Source organism: Novosphingobium sp. (genome assembly GCF_025351285.1).
Classification (GTDB): Bacteria; Pseudomonadota; Alphaproteobacteria; order Sphingomonadales; family Sphingomonadaceae; genus Novosphingobium.
Genome location: NZ_JANXWG010000068.1, coordinates 39,796 through 61,013 on the forward strand (window position 1 = coordinate 39,796; position 21,218 = coordinate 61,013).

Consider the following 21,218-nt stretch of genomic DNA (forward strand, 5'->3'; position numbering starts at 1 on the left):
GGACTGTCGCTTGTGGTGCACTGTGGATCCATACCCTGTCAGGTTTTACGCCGACTTCGGAATGCGGGCGACGAGGCGCATCGATGTGGTCAATTCCTCGAACTGCAACCACGGCTGCAAGTGCGCGACGGCGGAATATGATCCGGGCGCACCTTCGACTTCGCGCACCTGGATCATGGCATCGCGCAGCGGGTACTTGGCGCGCGATTCCTGGCCCGCGCCTTCGGTGGCGTTGACGTACTGGCTGATCCAGTTGTTCAGCCACAGTTCGCAGTCGCTGGCTTCCATGAACGAGCCGATCTTGTCGCGCGCCATCACCTTCAGGTAATGTGCAAAGCGGCTTGTTGCCATGATGTACGGCAAACGTGCCGAGATCGCGGCATTGCCGGTGGCTTCGGGCTTGTCGTACTTTTTCGGCTTCTGCGTGGTTTGTGCTCCGAAGAACACCGAATAATCGGTGTCCTTGTAATGGCACAGCGGCAGGAAACCGAGGTCCGACAATTCCTTTTCGCGCCGATCGGTGATCCCGATCTCGGTCGGGCACTTTGAATCGAGATCGCCGTCATCCGATTGAAAAATGTGCGTCGGCAGGTTGGAAACCTTACCGCCACCTTCGGCACCGCGAATGGCGGTACACCAGCCATTCTGGGCGAACGCATCGGTCAACCGCGCACCCAGCGCATAAGCCGCGTTCATCCAGCAATAATCGTCGTGATCCATCGGCTTGGGCGCACCGGCATTGTCGCGCGGGGCTTCTTCATAGTCGAACGCTTCGACTGGCTTGGTGTCCTTGCCATACGGCAGGCGGGCCAGAACCTTGGGCATCGTCAGCGTGACGAAGCGCGAGTCTTCCGACTGCCGGAAAGAATTCCACTTGATGTAGTCGGCGGTTTCAAAGGTCTGTTTCAGATCCATCGGCGCCGACAGTTCGGTGAAGGAATCCATTCCGAACAGCTTTGAATCGGCTGCTGAAATGAACGGGGTGAATCCTGCTGCAGCGACGCTGGAGATGTTTTGCAGCAGCTCGATGTCGTCCGGGTGTTTGGCAAAATAGAAGTCACCGATCAGGGCGCCGAACGGGGCGCCGCCGGCAGTGCCGAACTGATCTTCATAAACCTTCTTGAACAATGTGCTCTGATCGAAGTCGGTTGCCTTCGACAGGTCGTTCGATATTTCCTTCTTCGTGACGTTGAGGACCTGGATCTTCAGGCCTTCACCGATTTCACTGTTCTTGACCAGGTAGTTGAGCCCACGCCACGAACCTTCGAGCCGCTTCAGCTTCTCGTTGTGCATGATCGCTGCAAGCTGTTCGGAAATCTGCGCATCGAGCTTGGCGATGGCCTCGCGCAGGGTAACCGTCATGTTCTTCTTGAACTGTACGGTGCCGCTCATCGCCTCTTCGGCCAGCGTACGCATCAGTTCCTCGACGCGCTTTGGTTCTGTCTGCTTGGTTACGCTGATCGCCTCATCGAGCAGGCTGACCTTGGCATCGATCGTCGTTGTCTGCGCGCCTGCTGCGCCCTGGATTTCACCGTCGGCCATTGTCTTACTCCGCTGAGTCATCGGTGCCGGCGCCAAGCTGCTTTTGTAGTTCGCCAAGCTTGGTCTGGTCGGCCAAAATCTGTTCGAGCAGGTTTTCGAGGCCTTCGGAACTGTCTGCTTTCGCCATCAGGTCGCGCAGGCGATTGCGGGTTTCCATCAGCTTGCGCAAAGGTTCGACTTGCTCGACAATCTTTTCAGGGTCGAAATCGTCCATCGACCTGAACTTGAGATTGACTTCAAATTCCTTGCCGTTTTTCTCGATGGTGTTTTCGACCTTCATCTTCACGCCGGGTTCGATCCGCGACATGACCTGGTCGAACTTGTCTTTCTTGAGGTCGATGAACTTGCGTTCCTTCAGCGACTTCTTGGCAATTTCGCTGTCGCCCGAAAAATCACCCAAAACGCCCACGACAAACGGCAATTCCTTCGAGACTTGCGCCCCTTCGGTTTCGACATCGTAAGTAATGTGGACGCGCGGTTTGCGAACCCTCTTGAGCTTGTCGTGTACCGAGTCAGCCATCTAAGCCTCCTTTTTCATCATCGCTTGCAACGACCGGTGATCCGGCAGTTTGCAATAACCAAGCCCAAAAATCCCTCGCTAATTACCGCTGTCATCGTCTTCTGCGGGGGCTGGTGGCCGGATCCCGGACCGCCAGTAGAAATCATTCCGAGCCGAATCGTCGGGAATCAATTCGGATAGCAACTCATGAAGACTCATTCTCGCCCGGCGGTCAACCTCACGCAAGGTTGTCCCGATCGGCGACAATGGTTCATGCACCTGAAAATACTCGGCCGCAGCCGCAACCGCCTTGAGCGCATCTTCCCTGCGCGAGATCCTGCCCGATACGAAACCAGCCGTGCCGGCCCCGCCACCAACGGCCGACCCCAAGCCGGACGATCCCAGGCCGAACGATCCCAGGCCGAACGATCCGTCATCGTCCGTTGCGGCACCGTCGCCGGCCGGCGCGCCACCTGCCTCGTCGTTCGGCGCCAGCCCGGCAAGCCAGGTATTGAGCGTGCGCAATTCCTCGTTCAACCGAGACGCGGACGGATATTTCGGCTTGGTTCGTTCAGAAATGGAGGCAATCAACCGCTTCCACGCCAGTTCGATCCGTGCTGCCAAGGCGGCGGCGGCGGCAAGCCCGGCCGGCGAAGACCGACGCACCGCCGCTTCGACATCGGCATAAGCTTGTCGTGCTTCATCCGATTTGGCCCGCTTGGAATCGCCGGTCAGGGTCTGCGCCGATTGCATCAGCGAATCCCCCCTCACCTTGTCCAGCATGCGCAAGCCGGAGGGCAGGATCACGTTGCGGCGCAACGGATTGATCAGCGCGCCGTCACCGCTCTGGCTGCTCCCGCTCAATCCCGAAAGCGGCTGGAAGCGCGTTTCCACGCCGTCTTCATCCTCTGCCGGATAAAGGCCCTGGTCCCAGAACGCCTCGACCAGGTCGGCGACCGCCTCGGTCGCCTCCGCAAGATCGCCAAGGCCTTTTCTGCGGGCCGCAACTTCGATCAGCACGGCCGCGACTTCGAGGTCTTTTCCGAACGTGCTCAAGTATTCGATGGCGTTCTCGCCAATGGTATCCCAATCCCAACTGCCGTCGGGGATCACAACGTCTTCATCGACCATCGCCGCGGCCTGCTCCAGCCGGACCAGTGCTTTGCGTTGCGAACGGATCTCCCTCAGAAGATTGCCGGCGGCGCCTTCATCCTCACGCCCATCGATCCCGACCGAATCATCGATCGGGGCAAGCACCGCCAGCCGGGTGTCTTCATCGATCAGCACAAGATGCCCCATTCCCACCTGTTCAGGCAGCAACTTACAGGCTTGGCCCCGGCACTCCACATTTTTTTACAGCCCGCCACGATTATCTGGTCATATTGGAACAGACGACGACAATCAGGCCGCCAGCTTCGCGACTTGACGACAGGCGCACTTGCCCGACGGGAATCGTCGGCGGCCGACCGGGCAACCATCTAGCCCACGGCCCGCTGCTCAGCCTGAAATCATCCCCGCGCCCGCCAGTTGCGCCAGCGCAACATCGACCGTCACTTCGTCGCCATGCCCGCTGCCGGCCCAATCGCGCGCCAGCGCGGCACGGTCGCGGGTGCCGTCCAGCAGCGCCAGGAAAGCCCGCGGGCCAGGCTCGACAAATGCGATCGATCGCAATTCCAGCGTGTGCACCGTCGCCAGCCCCCGCGCGAGCTGCGCAAGCGCCAGGGGGCTGGCGCGAACGAACTCCCCCGGCTCGAGGCTACACGGAGATTGCACCGCATAAAGCCAGATCACGCCGCGCTGGTAAAGCTGGACGATCGCCACGCAATGTTCGACGGACAGCTCAATTTCGTCCAGCAGCAGCCGCAGCGGGGCAATGTCGACAAGGTGGCCCAGCAGTTCGGCCATGTCTGCATCGTCCAGCTCGACTTCCTGCCCGTCGAGCGCGAACGCCCCGGGCCCGGTCCGCCGCACCCGCGTCGAAGCGTAGATCCCCGCAAGCGCACCGGCGCCGACCCCGCGCCGCGGCGCGCGGCCGGGCCGGACCAGCAAAGTCTGGTGAAAGAACGCCAGCACCGCGTAGTCATCAGCTTGCGCGATTGCGACCACGTCCTCCTCGGCCACATTTTCGCCGGGCAGACCATCATGGACCATCGACGGATTGGCATCGTTGAGAAAGGCGAGTCCGTGCCGCTCCGCCGCTGCAACCACGTCGCAAAGCGATTGCGGCGCGTAAACCTCACCCAGTTCATCGTGGAACAGCACGGCATCGGATTTGTCCAGCATCGGTGCGGCCACTGCCCGCATCCCGGCAAGGACCGGCGGATCGTTCTCACGCGCAATCGCGAAATCCCCCAGCAATTGGCGTGCGCCGGCGATGCGTTCTGCCGGCTCCACGATGCCGCGCAGCCGGTGCAGCAGCATCTCGCGAATCGCGGTGCGCATGTGGCCGCCAGGGTTGGCGTTATAGCTCAGGAAAGCGATCCCGTCCGGCGACAGCAGCCTGCCCATCAACCGCACCGTCGCTTCGCGCACCGGTTCGGGCACCCACGCATAGAGGCCGTGAGCGATAATGTAGTCGAACGGACCTTCGAGTGTTTCGGCGGCGGCCAGCACGTCGTCTACGGTGATGCGGATATTGTCCAACCCGGCTTCCGCCGCCAGCTTCACACCGTTGGCAATGGCGGTTGCGGCCAGGTCGAAGCTGTGGAACCGTGCATTCGGCCAGGCCGCGGCCATGGCGATCAGGTTGGCACCGTCGCCGCCCGCAATCTCGAGCACGCGCGCCGTTTCGGGTGCAGGCGCGGTCAGTCCGTGCATGCGGGCCAACGCTGCCATGTGCGCAGGCTCCGTGGCGAAAAACGTGCCCGAAGGGTAAGCAACTTCATCGTAGTGTGTTGGCAGTTCCGACATCTGGTCTCCAAACCGGGCGCATTCGCCACCAACTTTCGTGTGCCGCTTATCCGGCTTGTAATCGTTCTCTTGTCAACCCGATCCGCGAGGATAAGATCACGATGCCGTGGAGGTGGAATCCGGATGCCCCTGATCATCAAGCGTCGCGCCAATGCCACCGACCCAGCGGGCGCCGTTCCGATGGCGCGGTTGGACGCGGGTGACCTGGTGATCGGACGAGCACCCGAATGCAGCCTGATACTGGACAATCCGATGGTTTCGCGGCGGCATTGCACGATCGGTGGCAACGGCGCGATCTGGCAATTGATCGATACCAGCACGAGCGGAACGCTCCTCAACGGGCGCCGTGTGGTCGGCAGCCCGCTGCTGCGGGATGGGGATATCATCACCGTAGCCGATGCCGAACTGGTGGTGGAACTGGCCAGCCAGCCGGCCAGCCAGTCGGGCAATCGGGCGGCGGCGCCACCGGAACCAGCCCGTGCCCGCAACCTGAACCTCGACAATTGGGGCCGCTCGGCTGGCCATGGCACGGCCCCGGCGGCGCCGGCGATGGCCGAAACCGGCGGGCAACCTGCGGATTTGATGGCGCAGTTGCTGCAATCGGCGGGCATTCCGCGCCATGCCATCGCCCACGACAGCGGCACGCTGGCGACGACGCTTGGCCTGGTTCTTCGCGCAATGACCGCGGGCATCGTCCAACTGGCGCACGACCGGCAGCAAGCCCGGCGCGATCTCAAACTCCCGGACGTGCCGGCCGATGGCAATCCGCTGTTGGCTGGCAGCGATCAGGCGGAAGCCATGCTGGCGCGTCTGTTGGCACTGCCGCCCGCCCAGGCGGTCGACTGCGTGACCGTGGCAACGCGCGAGATCGATGCGCACCAGCGCGCAACGCTCGGCGCGATGCAGGGGGCATTCGGCCATGCGCTCGACCAGTTCGCCCCGGCTGCCATCAAGCAGCGCGCATCGAGCGACGCTGCGGCATGGAAGGCGTATGAAAAGGCTTTTGCTGCCAACGATGGGTTTGTTGAGGTATTTGCTAAGGAACTGGCGAGCAGCTATGCTGGTTTAACTATTTAAAAACATAAGAATAATTAGTCAATTAATTCGAGAAGATTCAGATTCACTCATAGTCCACGAAAACGCAGGTTGCAAAATTGCCATTTTCGTTGACATTTGCACACCCGTTAACGCATTAAACGCCTGACGGTCTAACTGTAATTTAGACTGCCGTAAGTCATGGGTGATATTTAGGGAGGATATTTATGCCCCTAGCCAAACCAATTGCTGACAAAGTTCGCGACAAGATTGCAGAACTGGTCGTAGAGGCAGCAATCAAATCCGGACTTCCTAAGGACGAAAAGACGAAAGAATGTCTAGCTTTATTAACTGAAATGATCTACGCGTCAGTCGTATTTATGATCGACACAGCAAAAAGTGGTGGTCATGTCGAAAAACAAGTGCTTATAGATTTTCTTGTTACGAAATTTTCGAAGCAATTTGCCATGCTTGGCAATAAAACAGTCGATTGTGTATTTGCACTTGCAGGATTCGCAGTGGATACCGCAATTTTGGCCCCCACCATTGATGCGGCCATTGGCATCGGCGCTGCGGCAACCGCCTCTGGGGCGGGCGCACCGATCGGACTTTCAGTTATCGCATCCGCAATGGTGGCTAGTGCATACCTTACTATGCAAGCCATGTCTGCAAATAACACGTGCCAAGATGCAATACAAGAAGCTGTAAAATCAAGCGAAAACACAAAGGCAGGAAATACGCAATTGCGTGTAAGCGCTGTGTTGCTAAGCAGTAGTTCGGTGGGTCTATTTAATTTCACCGCAAAGCAAAGTCAAAAAGATATTAATTATTGTTCAGAGTAATATATCTATTTGAACTAATTGCATTTCTTAAGGTTACGGCCTCGGGTAAAATTGGCACTATCGCTCGATTTTTGGTCAATTCGGCACATCGTCGATAAACTTGTACCAAGCGATGCTGGCTTTCCAACCATTAGCCTGCGCCACCTTGCTGAACCGGGCCCGGCCCTCGACTGAGCTGAGGTCGCTGAGCAGCTTGTCAGAAAAGCCGCCGCGTCCGGTGATCAGGACCACGCCGGACCAGCCTGGCTGCACTGTGCCGATTATGGTCAGTCGGTACTTGTCCTTGCCGATCTGGGTGAGCGGAAAATTGCTTTTTGCCGTTTCCACGAACTGCGCTCGGGATCCGAAGAGCAGGGACACTTCATTCGACTTCTCGATCGTATACATAGCAAAGTCGTCGGTTACGCCGCCCAGCGATATATCGGTGACGATCTGCGCACCGACTTTTCCCGTAAATTCGCCTTCCGTGATTTTGGCGAGTTCATAACGCGGCTGCGAAGCCATCAGGCGCGGCGCGCCAGTATCGCGAATCCCGCGCAGCGCATCGAGCGTGGAGCAGTACGATGCATCGATTGGCGCAACCTTGGCAAAATCGGACGAGGTCAACTTGGCACCCGTCTGGCGGACCGCGTCGAACACCTGGCTTTCGACTTGCGCCGGCTGGCTCGAAACGCCTTCGCCGGCAAGGCTGAAACCCCCTCCATCGGCGCGTGCAGCAACATCCACCCACGAACAGGTGACATTGGGCAGGCTCGCCAGGATCGCTTGCTGGACATCGCCTAAGGCTACGGTTTTGCCCGCCGGCAGCGCGGTCGGCGTCGACTGTGAAGATTGGGATTTTCCGCCGAATGCGATGAAACCAGCCGCCGCCAGCAGTGCCACCCCCACCGCAACGCCGCCGCCGATCAACACCTTGCGCGGGGGCACATGAACCGCGGCGCCAAGCGCGCCAGCCGCCATGCCCGGCTTCTGGCCCACGACCTTGCCAGCCACCAAACCAGCGGCCGAGCCTCGCTGATGGGCCCCCTTGCCACCGCCCTGCGGCAGCACAAGCTGATCGAGCGCGGCGATGACTTCGTCCATCGAACGCAGGCGATTGGCCGGATCGGGCACCAGCATCCGATCGAGCACACCGCGCAGTGGTTCGGGCACCGCGTTGGTGTCGATGCCGTTGCGGCGCTTGGTGATCGCATCGACGGGCGAGCCGGCAAGATCGGCCGGCTCGCCCTGCGCCAGCGCCAGGATCACCAGCGCCAGGCTGTAGACGTCCGACCAGTTGCCCACCGAGTGACTGAAATCGCCCAATTGCTCGGGCGCCACGAATTTCATCTTGCCGGCAAAGCCGTTGTCGATGATCGTGTGGGCGCCGGCATTGGTGTCCTTGACGATGCCGAAATCGATGACCCGCGCACGATCGAGGCGATCGTTTTCGAGCAGGATGTTGTCGGGCGAAATGTCGCGATGCACCACGCCGACGTCGTGCGCCTTCTTGAGCCCCGATGCGATGCGGCGGGTCAGGGCGATCAGTTCGTCGACCCCGGGCTGGATTTTGCCCAGCGCATCCGACAAACTTATGCCTTCGATGAAGCCGGTGACGATGTATTCGCAGCCCAGTTGCGGTTCGCGCGCCTGCACCACGTAGCGCACCACGGCTTCGTGCTGCACGCTTTGCAGCGCATTGGCTTCCTTGCGGAACATCGCCGCAACCTTGGGGTCCGCCGCCAGCGCCGGCAGGATGACCTTGATCGCCATCCGCTCGCCGCTCATGATGTTGCGGCCTTCGAACACCTCGCCCATGCCGCCGCGCGCGATAAAGCGCGTGACCTCGAACATGTGGTTGAGCACGTCGCCTTCCTTGATGCGGCCGGCTCCAGGCGCGAAACCGGTATTCGACATGCCGGCCATCGTTAGCGGCGGGTGCGTCGCAGCCGGGTATGGCGCCGGTTCGGGCGCCGGACCGGAAATTGCCGAAAGCGGCGGGTTGCTCGGGGAAAATACGGTCTCCCCCTCGCCATAGGCAGCGGGACCGCCGCCGGGATGGTGGGACGAGCCCCCTGGCGCAGGAAATTCCGGGGGCATTGCGTGGGCGGTGCCAGCAGGGGGAGACGGCGGCGGCGTTGCGCCCGATGGTCGGAAAACCGTATCGTCGCGGTCGTTTTCGTCGTCGCTCACGTCGGTCACAGCCCTTGCCCGATATCCGAGTTTTCGGCGAACTTGACCAGCGTGACTTCGTCGTTGGCAACAAGGATCATGGTGATATTGTCAGGCGCTCCGTGAGCATGGCAGCGGGCGATCAGCTCCTCCGCCGCATCGCAAAGCGGCATCTGCGTCAACACGTCGCGCAATTCGTCATCGCCGATCACGCCATGCAGGCCGTCGCTGCACAGCAACAACACGTCTTCATCCTCCAACCGGTCGACGATCGCGTCGACCACCAGTTCGGGCATGACGCCTACCGCCCGCGTCAGCGCGTTGCGCAAGGGGTGCGTGTCCATCTGCTCGGGCGCCAGGATGCCGTGATCGACCATCTCCTGAACCTGGCTGTGATCCTTGGTAAGCTGATGGATTTGGCGGCCTCGCAGCAAATAGGCACGACTGTCACCCACCCAGCACACGCCGAACTGATCGTCGCGCACCAGCAACGCCACCGCAGTCGTACCGATCCTGGCGCCGCTCGTTTCGGTTTCGCGCAGGATGGTATCGTTCGCCTGCTGCAGCGCGCGCGCCACTTGCGCCATCATCGGTTCGAGTTCGGGTTGGTCGGAAACGGCGCCGAGCGCCGCCACCACTTGCGCCGAAGCCCAATCCCCGCGCGACATGCCGCCCATGCCATCGGCCACCGCCCACAGGCCAAGCGCCTCCGAAGCAAAATAGCCGTCTTCATTCACTTTGCGGACGGCCCCGACGTTGGTTGCCGCATGCCATTCCAGTCGCATGGATGTCACGCCTCGTTTCCATGATGCTTGCGAACAATAGACACCGAATTCTCTTGCCTGCAACTTTTTCACTTGGTTGGATTGTTGGCGCGATGCTAAATCGTGGCAAATAGCACGCGGAGTGAGGGAGCGTGGTCCGTGCAAAGCGGCATCGTCGATTCCTATGATCCTCGTGAATGGGCCAAAAGCTGGGAACTGCGCCAGTCGCAGGCGCATGGCAACGGCCCTCGCCCAAGTCCAATGCTGGCGCTTGGCCTTGCCGCGGCCATCCTGACAACCGGCGCGCTAACCGCCTGGATGTTCCACGAAGCGCCGTCCGCCGCGCCGGTGCGTGCCACCACCGCCGCTACTCCTGCGAAACAGACCGGCCCTGGCGAAGTGCGGCGCACGCTGGTGATTTCGCGCGCAACAGACTTGCCGCAACTGCTGACGGCACAAGGCATCGATCCCGCGCTGTCGCAGCAACTGGCCGCAAGCGCGCTGCCCGCGCTCGATCCCGCGGGCGAGGTCCGTGCGGTGCTGGTGCTCGATACGTCATCGCCGAAGCCGCGCTTTGTCCGGCTCGAGGCATCGAATGCCGACAGTTCGGGGGTCGTGGTCCGGCGCGATCCGGCCGGGCAGATCACCACTGCGCGCGTGGTTGCGCAAGTTTCGGAGAAAATCTTCGTCCAGCACGGTGTGATGGACGGGGACAGCTTCTATTCCTCGGCGGTCGCTGTCGGCATCCCGAACAGCCTGATCCCGGTCTTTGCCAAGGCGCTGGCGTTCGATTTCGACTTCCAGCGCGAAGTCGCCGCCGGCGATGCGTTCGAGACCGCCTATACGCAAAAGGTCAATGCCTCGGGCGAGGCTGTCGGCGCGCCGACGCTGCTGTACGCCTCGCTGACAACGGCCAGCAAATCGGCATCGGTCTACCGCTTCGTACCGCCCGGCGCGCAGGAGGAATGGTTCGACGCTTCGGGCCGCAGCGCCGTCCGTTCGCTGATGCGCACGCCGATCGATGGCGCGCGCATCACTTCGAAGTTCGGCATGCGCTATCACCCGACGTTGCACTATAACCGTCTCCACAAGGGTGTGGATTTCGCCGCGCCGATCGGAACGCCGATCTATGCCGCGGCTGATGGCACGGTAACCGGCGCCACGCCGACCGGGTGCGGCGGCAATATGGTGGTGATCCAGCACGACAAGGGACTGCAAACGCGCTATTTCCATGCCAGCCGCTATGCCGAAGGGCTGCATGCCGGGCAGCATGTGATGCAGGGGCAGACGGTCAGCTATGTCGGGGTGACCGGGACCTGCACCACCGGCCCGCACCTCCATTACGAAACGCTGGTCAACGGCGAACACGTCGATCCGCTTGGCATCCCGACCGACAATTCGGGCAAGGTGCTGGCGGGTCCGGAATTGCTTGCGTTCGAAGCGATGCGCGATCGGGTCGATGTGGGGCGGGCGCAGCAGCAGCAATGATCGATCCGGACGCTCTCCGTCGCGTCAGCCGAGCGCGAACTTTCGCCCGCGCCTTGCCGTGAACGCCGGCCAGGTGGCGCAGGCCGCCAGCAATGCCGCCAGCACGAACACCGTCGACAAGCTGGCATTGAGCCCTTCCGCGCTGCCACCCCACAGCGGATTGCCGATCAGATCGACATCGAACAGCGCACCGAAACTGCCGACGCCCGGGTTGGGCGCGGCGCCGAACAGCAGCTCCTCAGCCCCGTTCCAGCCGAAATGCGCAGCAATCGGCAGCATCAGCCCACCGCTCCGGTTGGCCAGCACCCCCAGCCACAGTCCGGCCAGCACCAGATTGACGAAGGCGAGCGGTTCCTTTGCCGCGGCATAGAAGTGCACCGCCGCAAACCCGATCGCCGAAACCGCGATCCCCGGCCATCGACCCCAGACGGCCTGAAGTCCGGGCTGGAGCCAGCCGCGGAAATAGTACTCTTCGGCGGCAGTCTGCCCCAATGTGGCTACGATGCCCGCCAGAAAAGCCAGCACGACCGGTGCGTGGCTGGCCCCACGATGGTTGACGCCGGCGATCCCGGACAGCACGAGCGCAGCGCCGACACCGGCGATGCCCAGCGCCAGCCCGATCGCGCCCAGGCCCGGCAACGGCCGCCCGAACCCGACCTTGCGCTTTTCAATCCGGAGGCCGGTCCACGCGACCAGCGCCAACAGGCCGAACACGGCAAGATCGAACAGGCTTTCCAGCAATGCCGGGTGCAGCGCGCCGATCGCGGGGCTTGCCAGCGCCAGGTTGAAGGTGTGCGTCGCCAGAAATATCATACCGATAGCAAGGCCCAGCGCCAGCAGCAGTCGGCCGATTGCCCTCAGCATGGCACGGTCGTGGCGAAATGCGTCTCGCTGCCTGCCGCCATTCCTGACCTCCGCATGACAGCAGCCCGCGCTCACACCGGCAGGCGCCGCACCGCAAACGTTAGAGGCGATCGCGATCCGGTTCAATCCAATCAAGATCCATGCCGGCAGGCGAAGTCAGTTGCTTCCATCGCCCGATGTGCGCGCCGCCAGTTCGGGATCGAACCGGGGCCGTTCCAGCGCGAAGCTGTCGGTGTTGCGCACGTACCAGCCCGCACCGTGGGTGCGGCCGATCAGGTTCATCGCCGGGGTATCGAGGTAGAACTTTTCCGGATCGGCGATTAACTCGTCGGCCACGTGAGTCACCAGAATTTCGCCGATCAGCACGGTCTGCAGCGCACCGATGTCCATCGCAACCACCTTGCGGCATTCGAAACTGACCGGTGCAGTGGCGATGCGCGGCGGTTTCACCACGCTTGAGGGCACGGTTTCCAGCCCGGCATAAGCAACCTCGCTGACGTCGGGCGGCGCGTCGACGCTGGTCAGGTTCATCGCCGCGGCATCGTGCTCGCTGACCAGGTTGACCACGAATTCGCCATTGGCCAGCACATTGCGCGCGGTGTCCTTGAGCGCGCCGGTGCGCATGTCCTTGAGCAGGCCAAGCACCACCAGCGGCGGCTCCACGCCCACCGCGTTGAAGAAGCTGTAAGGCGCCGCGTTGACCACCCCGTCGGCAGACAGGCTGGTAACCCACGCGATCGGCCGCGGCGTGATGGTCGAAGTCATCAACTTGTACCGCTGGGCCAGCGGCAATTCCTGCATGTCGTAGCGCATTCCCGCAACACTCCCAGGCGAAATCACCCGTCCGGCCCCGCGCCTACCATCCTGCCCGGCTGACCGGAAGGCGGATCAAGGTGCGGGCCTGCTATTGCAGGAATGTCACCTCCAGCCGGCGCGTTTCGGTCGGCGGCAGGACAAACGCCAGCCGATCGGCCGAACCCGGCCCCCGCACGTGCAGCGTGATCGTGTCGGCGCTGGCAGAACCTTCGAACAGCCATTGGCCGACCGGCGCAGGGCCCCCGCCCGATCGCGCGACGGGATCGACGCACTCGCTCTGGAACGCCCCCTCGCCCACCGGAGGGAACAGCCACAGCGCGGGCTTGAGCGGTTCGGGGCGGAAGCCTTGGCTTGCGGCATCGACGATCATCGCCGATCCGGCGCGGGCGAACAGCAAGGGCAAGCCATCGAGTGGCGCGGGCAGGACGGCAGTACTGCCACCTTGGAAGGTTTCGCCCGTCCACACATCGTACCAAGGGTCGGTCCCCGGGAAGCGAACGGTGCGCGACGTCGCGCCCGGCTCCACAACCAGCGCCACCAGCAGATTGCGCCCGAGCAGATGGTCATCGCCTTCGGCCCATGCCGGCGGATCGGACGGATGGTCAAGCCACAGCGGGCGCACAATCGGCTCGAAATCATGCGCGTAGCGGCACGCCAGGTCGTCGAAAAACGGCACCAATGTCTGCCGCAGTGCCATCAGCCGGCGGATTGCGGGCAGCACTTCGGGGTGCATCCACGGCTCATTGACCGCGCCGTCATCGTTCCACGAATGGATGCTGAAACGCGGCATCAGCACGCCCGCCTGCACCCAGCGTAAGAACAGTTCGGGATCGGGCTTCGGTCCCGCAAATCCGCCGACATCGTGGCCCATGTTGGACACGCCCGACAACGCCAGGCCCAGCCCCATCTTGAGGTTGTAGCGCAGCGTCTTCCAGCTGGTGCAATTGTCGCCGGTCCAGGTCTGCGCGTAGCGATGGAGCCCGGCCATGCCCGAACGCGTGACCACGTACGGCGCCTTGTCCGGCGCGTGCGCGATCTGCGCCGCACGGCTGGCGCGCATCATCAACAGCGGCTGGAGCGGGCGCGAATCGGACGCCGGGCGAGCCTTGCCAAAGCTCGCAATCTGCGCGCGCGCGTCCCACACTTCGCATTCGTTGTTGTCGTTCCACGTCGCGGCGATGCCATAGCGCAGCAGCGCATCGGTCACCTGATCGCGCCACCATGCTGCGGTGTCGGGATTGGTGAAATCGAGCGCGCCGCCCGTCTCGTCCCAGTACTGGATCTCGGTCGGCGCGCCCTCATCATCCGCGATGAACAGGCCCTTGGCGGCCACTTCGGCAAAGCGCGGGTGATCAAGCAGCAGGGCCGGTTTGATATTCGCCACCAGCCGCACGCCCGCGTCGAGGTACGATTGCACGAAGGCAGCGGGATCGGGAAACTTGTCGCGGTTCCAGTGGAACACGTAGCGCTTCGCCCCGATCGAGGTGTAGCCCGACGACAGGTGGAACGAGCTGCACCCGATATCTTGTTCTTCCAGATGCGCGAGGAACTGCGCCATCTGCACCTGCGCATCGGGCGCATCGGTGTAGCTCATGGTCGAGCCCGAATAGCCGAGCGACCAGCGCGGCATCAGCGCCGGGCGGCCGGTCAGCCAGGTGAAGCGCCGCGTCACCGCCAGTGGATCGGGGCCGGCGATCATCCACAAGTCGAGATCGCCCGCCGTCGCGCGGACGTGGCGATAGTGGCCGTGGTAGTTGTCCAATTCGGCGCCGAAATCGAACACCATGTCGCTGGTGTTGTCGTAGAATTCGCCATGGCACGCGCCGCTTTCGTCGGCGGCGAGCACGTAAGGAATGTGCTTGTAGAGCGGGTCGCCGGTCTCGGCATCGTAGCCCATCGCGTCGAGGTTGGTGAGCCGGAAGCGCCGCCCGCTGCGGTCCATCGGCCCGCTGCGTTCGCCCAGCGCATAGAACCGCTCGCCGGGTTGGCGGGTGAGATAATGGTGCACCGCGCCGTCCCACCAACCGAAATCATAGGCTTGCGTGGGGCGATCGGCGGCCATGACTTGCCAACCATCTCCCTGCTTTAGCGACCATGAGCAGTGCAGCCCGCGCAACATCACATCGAGCCGCAGTTGCGTGGTTTCGATCCGCAACGCGCCCTCGTTTTCGCTCAGCGCAAACTCGGGGCAGGCAAAGCCTTCGACACTCATCCGGTCGCGGCCGGGTTCGGCAATGTCTTCGGCGCCCGGTGCGATCGACCAGCTCGGTCCGCCGTGGAGCGTACCGTCGGGGAGCAGCAGCAAGCGGACAATATCCTGTTCGAGCACGAAAATGTGCGCCAGCGCGCCGGTGTCCGAAGCAAGCGTCACCCGGCCCGGCCCCCGCTCGGAAACTGCGAAGATCGGCGGCTGCGTCAGCGTGGCGCGCCTCATGCGTCGCGCGCTTCCTGCGCGGCGATCAGTTGGCGGATGAAAATGAACAGGATTGCCGCGCCGATCAGGTCGAACACGCCCAGGAACCCGAACAGCGGCCCATAGCCCACGGTGTCGGCGAATTGCCCGAGCGCGAGGCTGAACAGCAGCCCGCCGATCCAGCCCGCCTGGCTGACGAAGCCATTGGCCACGCCCACTTCGTCGGCGGCGTAACAATCGGCAGACAGCGTGTTGATCAGCACCGATAATGTCTGGTGCGCAAACCCGCCGATGCACAGGAACACGATCGCCCAATAGGGGCTAGCGACCAGCCCGATGCAGCCCGGCGCGATCATCAACACCGCCGCCAGACCCACCCCGATCACGCGGCTGCGGATAAGTTGCACCCCGAACACCCGCGCGATGAACGGCGAGACATAACCGCCGCACAACCCGCCCAGATCGGCGGCCAGGAACGGCATCCACGCGAACATGGCGATATGCGCGATGTCCATGCCGCGCTCCTTGGCGAGATAGAGCGGGATCCAGAAGCTGAAGGTTTGCCACGCCGGTTCGGCCAGCATGCGCGGGATCGCGATCGTCCAGAACTTGGGTTGCGACAGCAGCACGCGCACTTCGGCCAGGCTGTGCTTCTTGCGCCGGCTGGAGTGCAATTGCCCGGCCTCGATATAATCGCGCTCGCCCGCAGTCAGTCGCTGGTGCTCGGCCGGAGTGCGGTACAGCCAGTACCATGCGGCGGCCCACACCAGCCCCAGCCCGCCGGTTACCAGAAACGCGGCGCGCCAATCGAACCAGATCGCCAGCGCCGAAACCAGCGGCACCGCCAGCACCGCGCCCATCGCGGTGCCCACGTTGACCCAGCCGATCGCCATCGAGCGTTCGCGTGCAGGGAACCATTCAGTCGAGGCCTTGACCCCGGCCGGGATCACCGCGGCTTCGCTCATCCCCAGAATTCCGCGGAACAGCGCGAGGCTCAGCCAGCCGCCGGCGAAGGCGTGGAGCATGTTGGCCAGCGACCAGATCGCCGCGAACAGCGCGAACCCGGCCCGCAGCCCGATGCGGTCGATCACCAGGCCGCACACGGGCAGCATCAGCGTGTAAGCCAGTTGGAACGCGCCTACGACGTAGCTGTATTGCGCGGTCGTGATCGACAATGTGGCCTTGAGCGTGGGTGCCAGCACGCCGAGCGAATTGCGCGCAAGGTAGTTGAGCACGGTGCCGACGAAAATCACCGCGATGATCTGCCAGCGCACATTGCGGCGCAGCAGGGCGATCATGCCGGCTGGCCGATCGTGGCGCAGATCAGGTCCAGGTCGGCTTTGGTCGCCACCCAATGCTGCGCGAACAGACCACGATCGCCGAACAGCGCGAGCGGCATTCCGCTGGCGCCTTCCGCCTGCCACAGCCGGTGCAACACCTCGGCCAGCGGATCGTCGAGCTTGAGGCCCTCCTTCCCGACAAAGCCGACCCACGCCGAAATCGCTGCGAGGATCGCCGGGCATTGGCGGCCTTCGCGCTGGTGGAACGCCAGCGTTTCGAGCCAGCGTTGCGGGATCTTCTGGCTGCCGTCCATCGCGATCTGGCGCAGCTTGTGGTTGAGCGCGGTGTTGCCGAAGCGGGTAGCCAGCGAGGCGGCATAAGCCGCCAGGTCCTGCCCCGGTGCGGGGGTGAGGCTGGTGGCGGCTTCGGTTCGCATCAGCCGCTCGATCAGTGGCAAAAGTGCTGGATCGGCAATGGCTTGGTGAACATAAGTATGGCCGCGCGCGAGCCCGAGATAGGCCAGCGCCGAATGCGCGCCGTTGAGCATGCGCAGCTTGGCGGTCTCGAACGGGCGCACGTCGGCGGTGAACTGCGCGCCGCCGATCTCCCAGCGTGGGCGGGGGCCGGCGAAGCTGTCCTCGATCACCCATTGCGTGAACGGTTCGGTCAGCACCGCGGCTTCGTCACGCAATCCGGCCAGCTTTTCGAGCCCGTCGCGATCGGCGTCGGTGGTGGCGGGAACGATCCGGTCGACCATCGTGGCCGGGCATTTGCATCGCGCCTGCACCCACTCTGCAAGCGCCGGATCGCGGGCCTGCAAGTGCGCCGCAAGCAGCCGCGCCAGTTGCGCGCCGTTGTCGGCAAGGTTGTCGCATGACAACAGGGTCAATCCATCACGCCCCGATGCCATGCGGCGGGCCAGACCGGCGTAAAGGTAATCGTAAACGCTCCCCAGTCCCGCCAACGCGAAATCAAGGCTGCCATCGGGAGCGCGGCAATAGCCCTTCTCGGTGATCGTGAAGCTGATGATCTTCGTGTCGGACGAAGCAATCGCGGCAAGCACCTCCTCGCGCTGCTGCGAAGCCACCAGCACCTGCTTCACCGCACCGATCAGCCGCACCGAAGTCTGCTCGCCCGATCGTTCGGACAGCGTATAAAGGCCGTCCTGCGGGTTCATCTGATCGGCCACCCCCGCCGATCGCAGCGATACTCCTGTGATCGCCCAGTCGCGGTCTCCAGCGTTCATCGCGTCGTCGGTGTAAGCCGCCTGGTGCGCGCGGTGGAATGCGCCGATGCCGAAGTGGACGATGCCGCATTTTTGCGCGGCGCGATCGTAGAGCGGCCGAATGATCGTCTCGGGAATTGCTGCCTGCGACGATAGCCTCACAACTTGTAGGCCCGCTTGGCGAGGTTGTAGGCCAGGTCCACCGCCAGTTCGGCGGCTTCCCAGTCTTCCAGCCGGTGCTCTGCGACCAGCCGCGCCAGGAACCCGCAATCGATCCGCCGCGCAACATCATGCCGCGCCGGGATCGACAGGAACGCGCGGGTATCGTCGTTGAAGCCGACGGTGTTGTAGAACCCGGCGGTCTCGGTGACTTGCTCGCGGAAGCGGCGCATGCCTTCGGGGCTGTCATGGAACCACCACGCGGGGCCGAGCTTGAGCGCCGGATAGTGCCCGGCCAGCGGCGCCAGTTCGCGCGAATAGGACGTTTCATCGAGCGTAAACAGGATGATCGAGAGCGCGGGATCGTTGCCATGCTTGTTCAGCAGCGGGCGCAGCGCGGTGACGTAATCGGTCGCGGTGGGGATATCGGCGCCCTTGTCGCGGCCGTATGTGCGGAACAGCCAGTCGTTGTGGTTGCGAAACGATCCCGGGTGGATCTGCATGACCAGCCCGTCCTCGATGCTCATGCCTGCCATCACGGTGAGCATGTGCGCGCGGAACAGTTCGGCGTCGGCGGGCATGGGCGCTGGCTTGGTGACGCGCGCGAACAAGGCCTCCGCCTCGGTTTCGGTCAGGTCTGCGGTGAGCGCAGTCGGGTGGCCGTGATCGGTCGACGTCGCGCCCATCGCGGCGAAATCGGCACGGCGTTGGCGCAGCGCGGACAAGTAACCTGGATAGGACAGCGCATCCTCTCCGGTCATGGCCGAGAGCTTGGCGAGGTTGTCGAGGAACCCGCCGTCACTCGACACGAACTCCGGATCGACCACCGGATCGGGCCGGAATGCGGTGATCACCCTGCCCTTCCAGCCGCCGTCTCGCGCATTTTCGGCGCGGATCGTGGCGTGGTGGTCGAGGCTGTCGATCGGCGATTCGGTGGTGGCGATCAGTTCGATGTTGAACCGGTCGAACAATGCGCGCGGGCGGAAAGCAGGCGTGGCAAGCGCGGCGGTGATCGTGTCGTAGTACAAGTCGGCGGTGGCCGCTTCGAACGCCACATCGAACCCGAACACTTCGGCCCAGACGTGATCGAGCCACATCCGCGAGGGCGTGCCGCGGAACAAATGGTAGTTTTCGGCAAACACGCGCCACGCCGCGCGCGGATCGGCCGAAGGATCGTTGATCCCCAGCGATTGCAATGGGATGCCTTGCGAATAGAGCATCCGGAACACGTAATGATCGGGCTTGAGCAGCAGTTCGGTGGCGTTTTCGAACGGCGCATCGGTGGCGAACCAGGCGGGATCGGTGTGGCCGTGCGGACTGAGGATCGGCAGGTGCGCGACTTCGGCATAAAGGCCGCGGGCGATGGCGCGCGTGGCTGGATCGGCCGGGAACAGCCGGTCGGGATGCAAGTGGAGCGGACGGGTCATGCAGGAATCCAGGCGTGGGTGCGCGCGTAGGCAAGGAACAGTTCGGGCCACACTTCCAGCGGCGTGCCCTTGGTGAAGCGGATCGCGAAGCCGTGGCCGCCCTTCTCGAACAAGTGCGTCTGAACCGGGATCTTGCGGTCCTTCAACGCCTGCCGCAGCGCCAGGGCGTTGGCGACGGGGACGGTGGGATCGTCCTCGGCGTGGAGCAGCCAGTGCGGCGGCGCATCGTCGGGAACGTGCAGGCTGGGGGTATGCTGCGCCAGCATCTCGGGTGTCGACCGCGCCCCGAACAAGTCGGGAGGGCCGCCCGGCTGCAAGTGGAACTGGTCCATCAGGATCGCCGCGTAGATCGGCGCCGCGATGCACGGCCGCGCGGTCAATCCGTCGGCCGCATCGATCGACTTGTAAGTGGGGCGCGTGAACTGCGCTGCCAGGTTCGCGCACAAGTGCCCGCCGGCCGAAAAGCCCATCGCCGCGATCCGCGTCGGGTCGATCCCGAAACGGCCCGCTTGCGCACGAATCATCCGCATCGCGCGTTGCGCATCGGCAAGCGGGGCATCGGCGCCCGAGGCCCAGCCGTCGGGAGGAAAACGGTAGCTGAGCACGAAGCCCGTCACCCCGCGCGCCGCGTACCAGCGCGCGACGTCGTAGCCTTCCTTGTCAATCACTTCGTAGCGATAGCCGCCGCCGGGCATGATCAGCAGCGCCGCGCCGTTGGGCTGCGCGGGGCGGATGACCTCCAGCCGGGGGCGGGTAATGAGCTTGCGCGCGCGGTTGGGCATTTCACCGGGCTTTGCGCGCTCGATTGTCTGTTCGGCGAGGCCGGCGGGAACCGGTTCTGGCGCGCCTTTCGGCCACAAGTCGATCACCTCGAAATGCTCGGCCAGCGCGCGCGCGACGTCGTCGGGGCTTGCCGGCACAACCGGGGTGGGGTCGGTTTGCGCGCGGGCTGGCCCGGCTGTCGACGCGGCCAGCCCGCCGCCAATCACGCCCGCTTCGATCAACCGGCGTCGGCTAAGCAATGGACCGTTCAAAGCAGGCCCGTCCGGCTGAAGCGCGCGCGCTTCGAGGCGATCGCCTGCCGTGCTTCCTCGACCGCCTGCTCCTCGGTCGCGAACAGCAGGTGATCGAGCACAGCCGCCAGATGCGCACGCATGGCCGAACGGGCAAGGCCGGGATCGCGTGACCGCAATGCAGCAACGATAGCGCTGTGTTCGTCGACCACCGGGGTTACCTTGGCGTCGCGCGCCTTGTCGTGAAGCAGCGCAGATTCGGGCGAGGACGCGCGCATCCGCCACAGCTCTTCAACCGCGTGGACCATCGCCGCGTTGCGCGTGCCGCCCGCGATCAGCAAGTGGAACGCCTTGTCCGCCGCGAACTGGGCGCTGACGTCCTCGCGCCCACCCCCGTCGGTTTCGGCCATCCGCGCGACCAGCGCATCGAGTTGGTCAAGTTCGTCATCGGTCAGGTTGGTGGCGGCCAGCGCGGCCGCTTCGCCCTCGATCAGCAGGCGCGCTTCGGTCAGTTCGAAGGCGGTAACGTTGAATTCAGGCGCGTCGGCGGCGCCGGGCAGTTTTTTGACGTAAGCGCCCGAACCCACGCGCACATCGACATAGCCCTGCACTTCGAGTGCGATGATGGCTTCGCGCACGGTAGGCCGGCTGACACCGTGCGTATCGGCCAGATCACGTTCGGCCGGCAGCCTGTCACCAATCTTGAACTTTCCCGAGGCAAGCTGCGCAAACAGCTTGCGCGCCAGTTCCTGATACAACCTGTCGTGCGACTGAACTTGCGACATTGGG

General features: G+C 63.5%; 17 protein-coding genes. 3 read left to right on the top strand and 14 right to left on the bottom strand.

Features of this window, described 5'->3' with window-relative positions:
- Positions 1-45: 45 nt before the first annotated feature.
- The 4 genes from tssC to Q0R16_RS08350 all read right to left on the bottom strand — a co-directional run bounded on the left by tssC (position 46) and on the right by Q0R16_RS08350 (position 4,876).
- The gene (gene tssC / locus Q0R16_RS08335; protein WP_295634883.1) at positions 46-1,542 is read right to left on the bottom strand and encodes a type VI secretion system contractile sheath large subunit; all 1,497 of its coding nucleotides are present in this window, start codon (positions 1,540-1,542) and stop codon (positions 46-48) included.
- Positions 1,543-1,546: 4 nt separating this feature from the next.
- A complete protein-coding gene (gene tssB, locus Q0R16_RS08340; protein WP_295634886.1) occupies positions 1,547-2,062 on the bottom strand; it encodes a type VI secretion system contractile sheath small subunit in 516 nt (171 codons plus the stop codon).
- Between the two features lie 78 nt (positions 2,063-2,140).
- On the bottom strand, positions 2,141-3,298 hold the full coding sequence (locus Q0R16_RS08345; protein WP_295634889.1) for a type VI secretion system ImpA family N-terminal domain-containing protein: 1,158 nt from the start codon (positions 3,296-3,298) through the stop codon (positions 2,141-2,143).
- A gap of 240 nt (positions 3,299-3,538) precedes the next feature.
- Complete coding sequence (locus Q0R16_RS08350; protein ID WP_295634892.1) at positions 3,539-4,876, bottom strand: class I SAM-dependent methyltransferase; 1,338 nt, start codon at positions 4,874-4,876, stop codon at positions 3,539-3,541.
- A gap of 198 nt (positions 4,877-5,074) precedes the next feature.
- Here Q0R16_RS08350 and Q0R16_RS08355 point away from each other — a divergent pair, with 198 nt between their 5' ends.
- Both Q0R16_RS08355 and Q0R16_RS08360 read left to right on the top strand, forming a co-directional pair.
- Complete coding sequence (locus Q0R16_RS08355) at positions 5,075-6,028, top strand: type VI secretion system-associated FHA domain protein (RefSeq protein WP_295634895.1); 954 nt, start codon at positions 5,075-5,077, stop codon at positions 6,026-6,028.
- A gap of 185 nt (positions 6,029-6,213) precedes the next feature.
- A complete protein-coding gene (locus tag Q0R16_RS08360) occupies positions 6,214-6,828 on the top strand; it encodes a hypothetical protein (protein ID WP_295634898.1) in 615 nt (204 codons plus the stop codon).
- 75 nt (positions 6,829-6,903) lie between these two features.
- Here the strand turns inward: Q0R16_RS08360 and Q0R16_RS08365 are convergent, their stop codons facing one another.
- Both Q0R16_RS08365 and Q0R16_RS08370 read right to left on the bottom strand, forming a co-directional pair.
- On the bottom strand, positions 6,904-8,724 hold the full coding sequence (locus tag Q0R16_RS08365) for a serine/threonine-protein kinase (protein ID WP_295634902.1): 1,821 nt from the start codon (positions 8,722-8,724) through the stop codon (positions 6,904-6,906).
- A 281-nt stretch (positions 8,725-9,005) separates the two neighbouring features.
- A complete protein-coding gene (locus Q0R16_RS08370; RefSeq protein ID WP_295634959.1) occupies positions 9,006-9,764 on the bottom strand; it encodes a protein phosphatase 2C domain-containing protein in 759 nt (252 codons plus the stop codon).
- Positions 9,765-9,902: 138 nt separating this feature from the next.
- Between Q0R16_RS08370 and Q0R16_RS08375 the strand changes: the two genes are divergently transcribed.
- A complete protein-coding gene (locus Q0R16_RS08375; protein WP_295634905.1) occupies positions 9,903-11,231 on the top strand; it encodes a M23 family metallopeptidase in 1,329 nt (442 codons plus the stop codon).
- 24 nt (positions 11,232-11,255) lie between these two features.
- On the opposite strand, the gene Q0R16_RS08380 is transcribed toward Q0R16_RS08375, so the two are convergent.
- The 8 genes from Q0R16_RS08380 to Q0R16_RS08415 all read right to left on the bottom strand — a co-directional run bounded on the left by Q0R16_RS08380 (position 11,256) and on the right by Q0R16_RS08415 (position 21,214).
- The gene (locus tag Q0R16_RS08380; protein WP_295634908.1) at positions 11,256-12,095 is read right to left on the bottom strand and encodes a type II CAAX endopeptidase family protein; all 840 of its coding nucleotides are present in this window, start codon (positions 12,093-12,095) and stop codon (positions 11,256-11,258) included.
- A gap of 156 nt (positions 12,096-12,251) precedes the next feature.
- Positions 12,252-12,908 carry a flavin reductase family protein gene (locus tag Q0R16_RS08385; RefSeq protein ID WP_295634911.1) on the bottom strand — a complete coding sequence of 219 codons (657 nt, stop codon included), beginning with the start codon at positions 12,906-12,908 and terminating at the stop codon, positions 12,252-12,254.
- 91 nt (positions 12,909-12,999) lie between these two features.
- Positions 13,000-15,345, bottom strand: a complete 2,346-nt coding sequence (locus Q0R16_RS08390; protein WP_295634914.1) for a glycoside hydrolase family 31 protein — start codon at positions 15,343-15,345, stop codon at positions 13,000-13,002.
- Positions 15,342-16,622 (bottom strand): MFS transporter, encoded by a 1,281-nt coding sequence (locus Q0R16_RS08395; protein WP_295634916.1) that lies wholly within the window; start codon positions 16,620-16,622, stop codon positions 15,342-15,344. Before Q0R16_RS08395 ends, Q0R16_RS08390 begins: the two co-directional genes overlap by 4 nt.
- Entirely contained in the window at positions 16,619-17,992 is a 1,374-nt protein-coding gene (locus Q0R16_RS08400) for a mannitol dehydrogenase family protein (protein WP_295634919.1), read from the bottom strand. The genes Q0R16_RS08395 and Q0R16_RS08400 overlap by 4 nt, the downstream gene beginning before the upstream one ends.
- Entirely contained in the window at positions 17,989-19,416 is a 1,428-nt protein-coding gene (gene uxaC, locus Q0R16_RS08405) for a glucuronate isomerase (RefSeq protein ID WP_295634922.1), read from the bottom strand. Before uxaC ends, Q0R16_RS08400 begins: the two co-directional genes overlap by 4 nt.
- Complete coding sequence (locus Q0R16_RS08410; protein ID WP_295634925.1) at positions 19,413-20,450, bottom strand: alpha/beta hydrolase; 1,038 nt, start codon at positions 20,448-20,450, stop codon at positions 19,413-19,415. Before Q0R16_RS08410 ends, uxaC begins: the two co-directional genes overlap by 4 nt.
- Entirely contained in the window at positions 20,447-21,214 is a 768-nt protein-coding gene (locus tag Q0R16_RS08415) for a FadR/GntR family transcriptional regulator (RefSeq protein ID WP_295634962.1), read from the bottom strand. Before Q0R16_RS08415 ends, Q0R16_RS08410 begins: the two co-directional genes overlap by 4 nt.
- Positions 21,215-21,218 lie beyond the last annotated feature (4 nt).